General features: G+C 64.4%; 8 protein-coding genes. 6 read left to right on the plus strand and 2 right to left on the minus strand.

Annotation, left to right across the window (positions count from 1 at the left end; translation table 11 throughout):
* The first annotated feature begins 15 nt into the window (after positions 1 to 15).
* Entirely contained in the window at positions 16 to 552 is a 537-nt protein-coding gene (locus PTE30175_RS13590; protein WP_150697596.1) for an FKBP-type peptidyl-prolyl cis-trans isomerase, read from the plus strand.
* Here the strand turns inward: PTE30175_RS13590 and PTE30175_RS13595 are convergent.
* Together PTE30175_RS13595 and mutS are read right to left on the minus strand one after the other, a co-directional pair.
* Entirely contained in the window at positions 532 to 1,665 is a 1,134-nt protein-coding gene (locus PTE30175_RS13595; protein ID WP_150697597.1) for a hypothetical protein, read from the minus strand. The genes PTE30175_RS13590 and PTE30175_RS13595 overlap by 21 nt on opposite strands.
* A 16-nt stretch (positions 1,666 to 1,681) precedes the next feature.
* Positions 1,682 to 4,396: a DNA mismatch repair protein MutS gene (gene mutS, locus PTE30175_RS13600; RefSeq protein WP_224788759.1), complete on the minus strand. Its 2,715-nt coding sequence runs from the start codon at positions 4,394 to 4,396 to the stop codon at positions 1,682 to 1,684.
* A gap of 334 nt (positions 4,397 to 4,730) precedes the next feature.
* On the opposite strand from mutS, the gene PTE30175_RS13605 reads away from it, so the two are divergent.
* The 5 genes from PTE30175_RS13605 (at position 4,731) to PTE30175_RS13635 (ending at position 12,150) form a co-directional block, all read left to right on the plus strand.
* The gene (locus PTE30175_RS13605) at positions 4,731 to 6,704 is read left to right on the plus strand and encodes a sensor domain-containing diguanylate cyclase (protein ID WP_150697598.1); all 1,974 of its coding nucleotides are present in this window, start codon (positions 4,731 to 4,733) and stop codon (positions 6,702 to 6,704) included.
* A 171-nt stretch (positions 6,705 to 6,875) separates the two neighbouring features.
* Entirely contained in the window at positions 6,876 to 8,444 is a 1,569-nt protein-coding gene (locus PTE30175_RS28675) for a sensor histidine kinase (protein ID WP_224788760.1), read from the plus strand.
* Positions 8,445 to 8,447: 3 nt separating this feature from the next.
* Positions 8,448 to 9,098: a response regulator gene (locus tag PTE30175_RS13625; RefSeq protein ID WP_150697599.1), complete on the plus strand. Its 651-nt coding sequence runs from the start codon at positions 8,448 to 8,450 to the stop codon at positions 9,096 to 9,098.
* A 143-nt stretch (positions 9,099 to 9,241) separates the two neighbouring features.
* Positions 9,242 to 10,834: a gamma-glutamyltransferase gene (ggt, locus tag PTE30175_RS13630; RefSeq protein ID WP_150697600.1), complete on the plus strand. Its 1,593-nt coding sequence runs from the start codon at positions 9,242 to 9,244 to the stop codon at positions 10,832 to 10,834.
* Positions 10,835 to 10,860: 26 nt separating this feature from the next.
* Positions 10,861 to 12,150, plus strand: coding sequence for an amidohydrolase family protein (locus tag PTE30175_RS13635; protein ID WP_191629047.1), 1,290 nt, complete (start codon positions 10,861 to 10,863; stop codon positions 12,148 to 12,150).
* The last annotated feature ends 5 nt before the right edge of the window (positions 12,151 to 12,155 follow it).

Below are 12,155 nucleotides of genomic sequence, written 5' to 3' on the forward strand. Positions count from 1 at the left end.
TATCCGGAGAGTTTGATGAAGATCGAAAAGAATACCGTTGTGTCGGTGACTTACACACTGTCGGACGCCCAGGGCAATCTGATTGAAGAAAGCGGCGCCGAGCCGATGGTCTACCTGCACGGCGGTTATGATGGCACGTTCCCCAAAATCGAGGAAGCGCTTGATGGCAAGGACGTCGGTTTCGTAACGCAACTGCAGTTGGAACCGACCGACGCGTTCGGCGACTACGATTCGGCTTTGATCAAAGTCGAAGAGCGCGGCCGTTTTCCGGAGCCGCTCGAAGTCGGCATGCAGTTCGAAGGCACGCCGGAAGATGGCGACGAGGAAGCCGACACGTTGATCTACACGGTGACCGACGTCGCTGAAGACAAGGTCGTGCTCGATGGCAACCATCCGTTGGCCGGCATGGCGCTGCGCTTCGAACTGAAGGTCACGGACGTGCGCGCAGCGACCGAAGATGAAATCGAGCACCAGCACGCGCACGGCGCATCGGGCCTCGAGATCATCGACGAAGACGAAGACGAAGGCGACTCAGCGCCCACCCTCCACTGAGCTGGCGTTCGCGGCTGGCGCCGGGCGCGCGAGCGTCGGCGCCGAGTCGATCGAATACAGCCGGGATGCGCGCGCATCGACGATGATGCGAACCCAACGGTTTGCAACCGGCGAACCGTAGGTCGTGACGCGCGTGAAATGCTTCACCCCGTTGCCTTTCACGTCGCGCAACGGCTGCGAGACCTGTAAATCCGTGCCGCTGCCGATCAGCAGGATCGGCGCCTTGAAGCGGCTGGCCAGTTTTTGCAACTGGCTTCGAAACTCTGCATATCCGTCGTGCCGGCGTGGGCTGAACAGGCCGCGAAGACCGGAGCGCGCGCGCGTAGCGTCGAAGTCCGGATCGGCCTGCGCAAAAATGACAATCCCCAGCGCTTTCCTTTGCTCGGCGAAGACAAGGGCGTGCTGCAGCCACACGCGCGTTGCCACGACGCGATCCTCGAATTCGCCGTTGCGCCCGCCTGCGGTGCGGTAGTTATTGTTGTTGCCAGGCAGATTCAGGCCAACGAACACGATCCCGTTGTACATCCAGCGCACATTTTCCCGATACTGCCGATAGCGTGCCAGCGCGCTCTGGCGCGTGATGTCGAGCGTTCCCTGTCCAAGCGGGGCATCCGTGCCGAAGGCGTGATCCCGCAGGAAATCAAGCCGTTCGACGGGATTGAACGCACCGTCGGCCGTGTGGCGGCAATCCGCCCATTCGTTGGCGCCCGGAATGTAGACCAGCGGCTTGACCGAACTCGCGAGCAGGGCGATGCGGTGCGTCAGCACAGCGTCCCCGCACGACTCGTTCGGTCCCTTCAGATTGCCGGTATGCACGACGAACGCGGCGTCGCTCTCGCCGATATTGCTCAATACCGTGCGTACGCTGGGTTCCTCGATCGGGCTGAACGGCGTGTCGCCCAATACGGCAAACGTGAATGACGGCGGCAGTTTCGAGGCGGCTGCCTTCGGCGCTGCGCGCGTGTTCGCCGAGGTTTTCGCAACGGTGTTCGTCAAGCCGGCAGCCATCGCCGCGCTATGCGGCAGGCTCGCCGCCACCCAGGCGAGCGCCAGCGACAGCAGGCAGCCGGTGGTGCGCCAGGAGGGGATCGTCGGCCGCAGCAGGGCGTGCATCCGGGCGTGCGCGAGGTCAGTGACCGGCGCGGCCGGCAAGCAGGCCACGCAGTTCGTAGAGCAGATCGAGCGCTTCGCGCGGACGGAGATCGTCCGGATCGACGGTTTCCAGCCGCGCAAGCGCAGCCGCCCTGGCCGGATCGAGCCCTTCACCGACTGCGCCGTCGAAGGCCGGTGCGTGGCCGTTGCCGCCATGCGCGCCCGGCGAACCGTCAATCGCCTCAAACAACGATGCTTCGGCGGCATGATGCGCGCTGGAGAACAGATCGAGTTGCGGTGCGGCCGGATCGAGCGCCTGTTGCTCGAGCAAGGCCAGATGCTTGCGTGCGGCGCGGATCACCGGCATCGGCACGCCCGCGAGCTGCGCGACTTGCAGGCCGTAGCTCTGGCTGGCCGGACCGTCCTGCACGGCGTGCAGGAACACGATCCCATGTCCGTGTTCCACGGCAGACAGGTGGACGTTGGCGCATTGCGGGAATTCCTCGGGCAACTGCGTCAATTCAAAATAGTGCGTGGCAAACAGCGTGTAGGCGCGATTGTGAGACAGCAGATGCCGCGCGATCGCCCACGCCAGTGCGAGGCCGTCGAATGTCGACGTACCCCGGCCGATTTCGTCCATCAGTACCAGGCTGTCTTCCGTGGCCGTATGCAGGATCGCCGCCGACTCGGTCATCTCGACCATGAACGTCGAGCGTCCGCCAGCGAGATCGTCGGCCGCGCCGATTCGGGTAAAGATGGCGTCAAGCGGGCCAAGCCGGACCGATTCCGCCGGCACGTAACTGCCGACATAGGCGAGCAGGGCGATCAGCGCGGTTTGCCGCATGAACGTCGATTTACCGCCCATGTTCGGCCCGGTGATGAGCAGCAGGCGGCGTGCGTCCCCCAAGGCGCAGTCGTTCGCAATGAAGCGTTCGACCTGGCGTTCCACGACCGGGTGACGGCCCTGGCGAATCGTGACGACACGCTCCTCGACGAGTTCCGGCGCAACCCAGCCGAGCGTTTCGGCGCGTTCGGCCAGCGCGCTCAACACGTCGAGCTGGGCCAGCGCCTGTGCGATCCGCTTGAAGTCGCCGATGTGCGGCAGCAACGCCTGCAGCAGGGCATCGTAGAGCATCTTCTCGCGGGCGAGCGAGCGCTCCTGCGCGGAAAGCGCCTTGTCCTCGAACGTCTTCAGTTCCGGCGTGATGTACCGCTCGGCGTTCTTCAGCGTCTGACGCCGGCGATAGTCGTCCGGCACCTTGTCGGTCTGGCCGCGCGTGACTTCGATGTAGAAGCCATGGACCTTGTTGAATTCGACACGCAAGTTGCCGATGCCGGTGCGGGCGCGCTCGCGCGCTTCGAGATCGACGAGGAACTGGCCGCAGTTCTCGGAGATGTCGCGCAGTTCGTCGAGCTCCGCGTCGTGGCCGCGGGCAATGACGCCGCCGTCGCGAAGCATGACGGACGGCTCTTGCGCAATCGCACCTGTGAGCAGCGCCAGCGCCGCGTCGGGAATGGCGAGGTCTTCATGCAGCATGGCGAGCAGCGGCGCACGCTCGGCCACGGTGCGCAGGGTCGCGTGGAGTTCGGGCAGGCGCCGCATGGCGTCGCGCAGGCTCGACAGGTCGCGCGGGCGTGCCGTCAGCAGCGCCAGCCGCGCGGTGATGCGCTCGACGTCCGCAATATGGCGCAATTCGCTATTGAGCGCGCGCCAGGTGCCAGCGCCTTCGAGCAAGGTGCCGATGGCCTGTTGACGGCCCTGCGGCACGCGCTGGTCACGCAACGGATGATGCAGCCAATGGCGCAGCAGGCGGCTGCCCATCGTGGTGCCGCAAGTATCCAGCAGAGACATCAGCGTAGGCGCCTCGGTACCGCGCAGGGTCTCCGTCAACTCGAGATTTCGGCGCGTCGCGGCGTCGAGGCCAATATAGGCCGCCTCCCGTTCCACGTTCAGATTTTGCACATGCCGCAGCATCTGGCCCTGCGTCGCGGCGGCGTATTCGAGCAACGCGCCCGCCGCGCCGAGCGCCGGATCGAGGCCGTCGCAGCCGAAGGCGGTGAGGCTCGCCACGCCGAGCTGGTCGCGCAGGCGCTGTGTCCCGGCTTGCGTGTCGAAGTGCCAGTCGGGCACGCGCGTGGCGGTTCCGACCGGCAGGCCCGCGAAGGCTTCGGCCGCGTGATCGGGGACCAGCGTTTCCGCGGGGCGGATGCGTTCGAGTTCGCGTCCGAGCCGCTCGGCGGGCACCTCCATCAGTCGCAACTCGCCGCTCGCGAGGCTCAGCCAGGCGAGGCCGGCGATCTGTTCGCTGGCGCGGCGCGCGGCCGGCATTTGCACCGCCAGCAGGTAATGGTCGACCTTGTCGGTGAGCAAGGCGGCATCGGTGAGCGTGCCCGGCGTGACGATGCGCACGACTTTGCGCTCGACGGGCCCCTTCGAGGTCGCCGGGTCGCCGATCTGTTCGCAGATCGCGACCGACTCGCCGAGCTTGACGAGTTTGCCGAGGTATTGCTCCACGGCATGGTGGGGCACGCCGGCCATGCGGATCGGCTGACCGCCCGACGAACCGCGCGCGGTCAGCGTCACGTCAAGCAGACGTGCCGCCTTGGCGGCATCGTCGTGAAACAGCTCGTAAAAATCGCCCATGCGATAGAAAACGAGCATGTTGGGGTGGTCGGCCTTGATGCGGTTGTACTGCTGCATCATCGGCGTCTCTTTCGGCTTGTCCTGGGTCGTGCTGTCGTTGAGGTGCATTACGTGCATTCAGTCCTGAATCAATGCGGCCATTGTACCTGCGCGCGTCTGAATGAATCCCGGGATATCCCATCCTGCCGTGATCGATATCGCTTATGCCCTGGTGCGCGCATTGCGCGTGACCTGCGTCGGCGAACTGGGTTGGGAGCTGCCTCGAGGTCCGTTGGGGACCCGCAGATCCTCGGTAAGTCCTGCGTTTTACCTGATGGAATGACGCGCCATTGCAACGCGCTTGCCCCGCGTCGCCGAGCGCGCTCAAGTTTCGCAAAAAAGCGCCGTTTCCGGTGATAAGCTTCGGAAAATTTTCAAAAGATCGCTTTCTCGCGCGGGCAATATGATCGAGTCGTTAAAGGGACGCGTGGCGCTGAAGACGGCACTCGTCTCAATGGTGCTGATCGCCGGGGTCGCCTTCGGGATCGAGTTTTTCGTCTACGGGGAGTTGCGCGATTCCCTGCAGGCGCAACTCGATACGCAGGTGCGGCTCGTGAGCGATCAGCTCGACGACAAGGTGCGGGGCAAGTTTCTCGCGCTGCAGCGCATGGCGCACCACGTGGCCGGGCGGCTGGACATGACACCGGCGCAGATGCAGGCGTTCGCCTCGGCGTCGGTATCGATGCCCGAAACGTTCAACACGATTTTCATCGCCTCGCCCGACGGCCGCCTGCTTTTCGACTCCACCTTCCCGAAGACGCCGCTCAACGTCGCCGACCGCGATTATTTCAAGCGGGTGATGGCGGGCGCGCCGCAGGCGATCTCCGGACTTGTCGCGGGCAAGATTACCGGCGCCCCGGGCGTTGTGCTTGCCGTGCCGGTGCATGGCCCGAATGGCGAAGTCTCGGCCGTGATCGGCGGGGCAGTGAATCTGTTGCGTGAGAACTTCATCATCGATCTGGCCACGAGCCATGTTGGCAGTTCGGGGCGCTATTGTTTGCTGACGGACGAAACGCCTTCGCGCTACGTGATGCACTCGGATCTGTCGATGCTCGTCAAGCCGGCCGCCGACGAACGCAACCTGTGTGGCGCCGATACGACCGGGTCGAGCCTGCTGGTGTCCATGCGCCCGCTGGTCGCGCGGGCCGACATGGCAACGACCCACTGGGCGCTGGTGGCCGTCTTGCCAGGCGTGGAGGCCTTCTCGCCGCTCACCAAGGTGCGCCAGCGCGTGGCGCTTCTGGCAGGCGTGGCGATCGCCTTGACGGCGTTCGTAATGTGGTGGGTCGCACGTGGGTTGCTGCGCCCGCTCGACACCTTGCGCGACCTGGTGCAGCGCAGCTCGGGCGATTTGCGGGCGGTAGAAGCGTTGCCCGTGCAGCGTGCCGACGAAATCGGCGCACTCGCGAACGAATTCCGTCAACTGATGCTGCAACTCGGCGATCACACCGATGCGCTCGAATCGTCGCGAGAAAGCGCGCGTGCCAACGCGCGGCGGATGCAGCAGATCGCCGATCGTGTGCCGTATTTGGTCATGTTCCTCGATGCGCATGAGCGTTTCGCATTCGTTAATCGCGCCTGCGAGCTGCGCTTGAAGCGGCCGCGCGGGCGTATCGTGGGCGAGACCGTGCAGGCGTTGCTCGGCGGCGATATGTACGCTGTCGTCGGGCCGCATCTGGCGCGCGCTTATCAGGGCGAGTCGGCGACTTTCCACTGGGAGCATGGCAGCGGCGACGAATACCATTGCTTCGAGGCGTCATATCAGCCCGAGTGGGTCTCGGGCCACGTCCTCGCCGGCGTCCATGTGTTTGTGCGCGACATTACTATCGAGCGTTCGAACGAACGGCGCTGGCGGCGCGAATCGCATACCGACCATCTGACCGGCCTGCTCAACCGCAAGGGTTTCGACAATCGCCTGACCACGGCCATGCGGCGGGCGCGTGACGGAGAATCGTCGCAGGCGCTGCTGCTTGTCGATCTGGATCGCTTCAAGGCGGTCAATGACACCTACGGGCATTCGGTCGGCGACGAACTCCTGCGCCGCTTCGCCAAACGCTTGGCAACGTGCGTGCGCAGCACCGACGCGATCGCCCGTTTCGGCGGCGACGAATTCGCCATCGTGATGACGGATGTCGGCGATCCGCGGGTGGCCGAACGCGCAGCCGTCGCGATTCTCGACGCCGCATCGCGGCCGATGGCGCTGTCCGTTGGCGACATCGCGATCGGCGCCTGCGTCGGCGTCACGTTCGTCCCGGCGGGCGAGAGCAAGACCGCCGGCATCGTGTTCGACGAAGCCGACCGGGCGCTGTATGGGGCCAAACATAGCGGTCGGGGGATTTATCTGACCAGCCGCGACCTCGAAGGCGACACCGTTTAGAAAACGTCCGCGACACTCATTTTTGATCGCCGTATAGTGTGCGCAAAGATACGCGCATCGGGGCCGATGAATCCTTCGTCATTCATAAGATTCACGCATCACTGAGTCGTGATGAATGGCAGCCTCGACAAAATGCGCCGGGGCAGCGCGGAACATGGCGCCGGAGGAGACATGAGACTCGACAGCGAGCTGCACAAGGCCATCCTGAACAATATTCCCGATCAGGCGTGGCTCAAGGACAAGGATTCGCACTACATTCTCGTCAATGACGCCTTCATGGCGGCATGCGGCCTGCGCGAGCCGGAGATCCTTCGGCGCTCGCCTGCCGACGTGTGGGCGGGCGACTGGGGCCGCCAATATGAGCGCACCGACCTGGAGGTCGTCAGGAGCGGCGCGCGCGCGCGGTACGAGGAAATCCGGTGCGGGCACGACGGCGTACTGCGCTGGTTCGACACCATCAAGACACCGATTCGCGATGCTTCGGGCGCCGTCGTCGGCACGGCGGGCATTTCGCGCGACATCACCGACCGAAAGCGCTCCGAGCAGGCGCTCGCGCGCCTGAATCGTCTCTATGCAATGCGAAGCAAGACCAACCAGGTCATTGCGCAAATCGCCGACGCGACACAATTGCTGTATCGCTTCTGCCGCATTGCCGTGCAGGCTGGCGGGTTCCGGCTGGCGTGCGTCCATCGGTTCGAGGGGGGGCAGGCGTCGCGCGCATCCTTTGCCGCGTCGGCCGCGCTGCGCGAACGCTTTGACGCCAGCGCCGGGGCGCTGGCCTGGCGCGGCGATGCCCACCGCGTCTACGTATGCCGCGACATCGCCCGGGCCACCCGCTGCAAGCCGCAGGCACGCGCGGCGCAAGCGCTCGGCATGACCGGATTCGCGGCGTTGCCATTGACGCGCGGCGGCCGCACGGTCGCGGTATGCCTGTTGTTCGCGAAAGATCCCGAACTGTTCAGCGCCGACGTGGTTCGTCTGCTGCGCGCCTTGTCGAGCGATTTGTCGTTTGCGCTGGATGCGCTCGGCGAAGCCGAAATGCGCCGACAGGCCGAGGACGACCTGCGCGCCTCGCGGGGACAATTGCGGGAACTGTCGGCGTACCTGCAATCGGTGCGCGAAGAAGAGCGCACCCGCATCGCGCGTGAACTGCACGACGAACTCGGCCAATCGTTGACCGCGCTGCGCCTGGGCTTGTCGGTCATCGAGACACAGGCCGCGCGTGGCAACGACGACTGGCGGCGTGAACTGCAGGGCCTCAAGGACATTGCCGACAACACGGTCGATGCGGTGCAGCGCCTGGCCACCGATTTGCGCCCCGCATTGCTCGACGAACTGGGGCTCGGCCCGGCCATCGAATGGCTGGCCGAATCGCTTGGCGAGCGTAGCGCCCTGCAGTGCGACGTGACGTTGCCTACGGAGCCGGTGGAGATCGGCGCGGCGCTGAGCACCGGGGTGTTCCGCATCGTGCAGGAGGCCCTGACGAACGTGGCGCGGCACGGACAGGCATCCAGGGTCGCGGTGTCCTTGCACGTGACCCGCCGCACGCTGCATCTGTCGATCGAGGACAACGGACGCGGCATGGAAAACGCGCCGTCGTGTGGACGCAAACGCCTCGGATTGCTCGGCATGCGTGAGCGCGCATTGATGCTGGGCGGGCGTCTGACCGTCACGAGTGCGCCGGGCGCCGGCACGCGCGTTGCGGCGGAATTGCCGTTTGCGGCGGGCGAGGGTGACTGACACATGATCCAGATACTGATTGCCGACGATCACGCCATCATTCGCGACGGCCTGCGCAAGATCATTTCGCTCGTGACCGACATGCGCGTGATCGACGAGGCGGTGGACGGCGAAGACGTTCTCAGGAAACTGCGCAAACAAAGCGTGGACGTCCTGTTGCTCGACATGTCGATGCCGGGGCGCAGCGGCATCGCGCTGATTCAGCAGATTCGCGCGCAGAACGCCGGACTGCCGATTTTGATTCTCAGCATGTATCGCGAGACGCAGTACGCGGTGCAGGCCATCCGTGCCGGCGCCACCGGCTATCTCACCAAGAACGCAGCGTCGAATCAGTTGATCCAGGGTATCCGCAAAGTGGCGCAGGGGGGCACATTCGTGTCGTCGCTGATTGCGGAGAAACTGATTCGCCAGCTGCAGCACCCGGAGGCCGACTTGCCTCATACCCGTCTGAGCGCCCGCGAGTTCCAGATCTTCCAGATGTTGGTGGACGGTTTGGGAATCAACGAGATCGCGCACGCGCTGAACCTGAGCAACAAGACCGTCAGCACCCACAAGGCTAACGTCCTCCAGAAAATGGATATCGCATCGACCGCCGGGCTCGTGCATTACGCCATTCGCCATGGCCTCATCAACGAAGGCTACGACGGAACCTAGCCGCGGGGCCGGTGCGGGCAGGGTTCTCCCGAATCAGAAAATCCTTAGAGTCAAACCAGCCGATCCCGATGGTCATCGCCAATTGACGCGTCTACTCTCGTATCGAACGTCATGAACGTTTTCGATTCGAGGAGTGAAGGAAGATGAGAAACACGCGTCCCGTTTGCATGGCCGAGCGCGGCATGGTTGCAAGCGCCCATTATCTGGCGTCGTCGGCGGCGCTGGATATCCTCAAGGCCGGCGGTCACGCGGTCGATGCGGCGATTTGCGCGGCGAGTACGCTCGGGGTGGTCGCGCCGCAAATGGTGGGAATCGGGGGAGACGCATTCTGGCTGATTTACGACGCACGGTCGAAGACATTGTCGGCGCTCAACGGCAGCGGGCAGTGCGGCCGCGAGATCACACGCGAGTGCTTTGCAGACGAAGGGGTGATTCCGCAACGCGGTCCGCGCTCGGCGATCACGGTGCCAGGTGCTGTCGACAGCTGGCGGCTCGCGCATGCGCGTTTCGGCCGATTGCCGATGGCGCAACTGCTTGAGCCTTCGATCCACTACGCGCGCGCCGGCGTTCCCGTCTCTGGCGATCTCGCGCAGTGGATTCAGGACGACATCGCGCACCTTGCTGCCGACCCGGGCGCGGCTTCCGTCTTCCTCGACGGCGGCCGGGCGTGGCAAACGGGCGACCGGCTGTTGCAGCCGGCGCTGGCGCAGACACTTGAAAACATCGCGCAACGCGGCCCGCGCCATTTCTATGACGACGCGGCGCGCAGCATCGTGCATTACCTGCGCGATCGCGCGGGCTTGCTCTCGCATGCCGATTTTCAGCAATACCAGGCGTGCTGGGTCGATCCGATCAGCACGCGCTATCGTGGCTACGACGTTTTCCAGTTGCCGCCGCCGTCGCAAGGGATGGCCGGGCTGATGATTTTGAACTTCCTGAGCGGCGTGCGTCTTTCGCGCGACGATGCCGATGGCGCCAAGTACTACCACTCGTTCATCCAGGCGGTGAAGTGGGCATTTGGCTATCGCGATCGTTATCTGACGGACCCTGCGTTCGCGTCGATCCCGTTGTCGCGGTTGCTCGACCGCGCGCTGGCCGCGCAGGAACGCGATCGTTGGTTGGGCGATGCACGGTTGACGCACCAGAGTCGTCCGAGCGGCAGCGACACCACGTTCATCAGCGTCGCCGACGCCGAGGGCAATGCGGTCGGATTGGTGCAGAGCCTCTACTACGACTTCGGCGCGTGCGTGGTCGATCCGGGGACCGGCGTGCTGCTGCAGAACCGGGGCAGTTTCTTCTCGCTCGATCCGGCCCATCCGAATGTTATCGCGCCGGGCAAGCAGTCGGCGTCGACGTTGATGTCGGGCATGGTGTTCAAGGACGGCGCGCCTTACATGGTCTACGGCACGCAGGGCGGAGAGGTGCAGCCGCAGACGCAGACATCGCTGATTACCCGTGTGCTCGATTTCGGCATGGACGTGCAGACTGCCATCGAGGCGCCGCGACTGTTGTACGGCCGGTCGTGGGGCGATTCGGCCAGCAAGCTGCTGGTCGAGAGCACGGCGCCTGGCGAGGCGGTGACGGCGTTGCGGGCCATGGGACATCCGGTTGAGACGGTCGGTTGGCCGCATATGCGCATGGGCACGGCGCAGGCGGTGCGATTGCGCGGCGCGTGGTCGCCGTTTTTCGAGGGCGGCGCCGATCCGCGTGGCGAGGGCGTGGCGCTGGGTTATTGATCCGATAAAGACAGGTGAGGGGCATCATGAATATGGATCTGCTGATTCTCAATGCGTGCGTGCACGACGACGCGCCGCTAGTGGATATCGCCATCAAGGACGGCCGCATTATTGCGATGGAACCGGGCATCGAAGCCGACGCGAATGAAACGATCGATGCTGGCGGCCGCGCGATATTGCCGGGCTTTGTCGAGCCGCACCTGCATCTGGACAAGGCGCTCCTGCACCGGCGTCTGCCTGCGCGCTTCGGTACGCTGGACGAGGCCATTCGCGTGACTGGCATCCTGAAGAGCAAGCAGGAGCGGTCCGACGTGTTGCAGCGCTCGCGTGAGGTGCTCGACATGGCGGTGAAGCAGGGGACCGTGGCCATTCGCGCGCATCCGGACGTCGATCTGATTCAAGGCCTGATCGGCGTGGAAACGCTCGTGGAATTGCGCGACGAGTACCGTTCGCTGCTCGACCTGCAGATTGTGGCGTTTCCGCAGGAGGGCATTCTCAAGTCGCAGGGCACCTATGCGCTGATGGAGGACGCGATGCGCCTGGGTGCGGATGTGGTGGGCGGCTGTCCCTACAACGAGCTGAATTGGGACGACACGCAGCGCCACATCGACATGGTGTTCGAAATGGCCATGGTGCACGATGCGCCGGTCGACATGCATATCGATTTCGCTGACGACACGCGCGATCAACGTTTCGCTTCCGTTTCGTACATTGCGCGCAAGACGATTGAGTTGGGGTATCAAGGGCGCGTGTCGCTCGGCCATGTGACAAGTCTTGGCTCACTTGAACCCGATGCGCTCGGTCCGGTGATGGATCTGTTGCGCGAAGCGGGTATCAGTATCGTCACGTTGCCGGCGACGGATCTTTACCTGGGCGGGCGCAAGGACAGTTACAACCAGCGGCGCGGCCTCACGCCTGTCAAGGCGCTGCATGGCGCCGGCGTCAACGTCGCCTATTCGTCAAACAACATTCGCAACGCGTTCACGCCCTTCGGCAAGGCCGACATGCTGCTCATCGGCAACATGCTCGCGCACGTGGCGCAATTCGGCGTTCCCGAGCATCAGGCGGCCATCCTCGAGATGGGCACGGTCAATGCGGCGCGTGCGATCGGCCTTCACGAGTCCTACGGCATTGCGGTCGGCAAGCAGGCCGATCTGGTCATCCTCGACACGTTCAAGGTGGCCGACGCGCTGCTCGATATCCCGCCACGCCTGTGGGTCATCAAACGCGGAAAAATAACCGTCGTTACGCATCACGCTTGCCATATCCATCGCCATGCCTGTCGTTGTGAACCTTCGGAGTCGTCGTTGAACTGAAGCAT

Source organism: Pandoraea terrae, assembly GCF_902459695.1.
In the GTDB taxonomy this organism is placed as follows: domain Bacteria; phylum Pseudomonadota; class Gammaproteobacteria; order Burkholderiales; family Burkholderiaceae; genus Pandoraea; species Pandoraea terrae.

Excerpts from the sequence above, each read along its gene's own strand:
- PTE30175_RS13625 (WP_150697599.1), top strand. The coding sequence starts at position 8,448 with ATGATCCAGATACTGATTGCCGACGATCACGCCATCATTCGCGACGGC.
- PTE30175_RS13590 (WP_150697596.1), top strand. The coding sequence starts at position 16 with ATGAAGATCGAAAAGAATACCGTTGTGTCGGTGACTTACACACTGTCG.
- PTE30175_RS13605 (WP_150697598.1), top strand. The coding sequence starts at position 4,731 with ATGATCGAGTCGTTAAAGGGACGCGTGGCGCTGAAGACGGCACTCGTC.
- PTE30175_RS13595 (WP_150697597.1), bottom strand. The coding sequence starts at position 1,665 with ATGCACGCCCTGCTGCGGCCGACGATCCCCTCCTGGCGCACCACCGGC.
- mutS (WP_224788759.1), bottom strand. The coding sequence starts at position 4,396 with ATGCACCTCAACGACAGCACGACCCAGGACAAGCCGAAAGAGACGCCG.
- ggt (WP_150697600.1), top strand. The coding sequence starts at position 9,242 with ATGAGAAACACGCGTCCCGTTTGCATGGCCGAGCGCGGCATGGTTGCA.
- PTE30175_RS28675 (WP_224788760.1), top strand. The coding sequence starts at position 6,876 with ATGAGACTCGACAGCGAGCTGCACAAGGCCATCCTGAACAATATTCCC.
- PTE30175_RS13635 (WP_191629047.1), top strand. The coding sequence starts at position 10,861 with ATGAATATGGATCTGCTGATTCTCAATGCGTGCGTGCACGACGACGCG.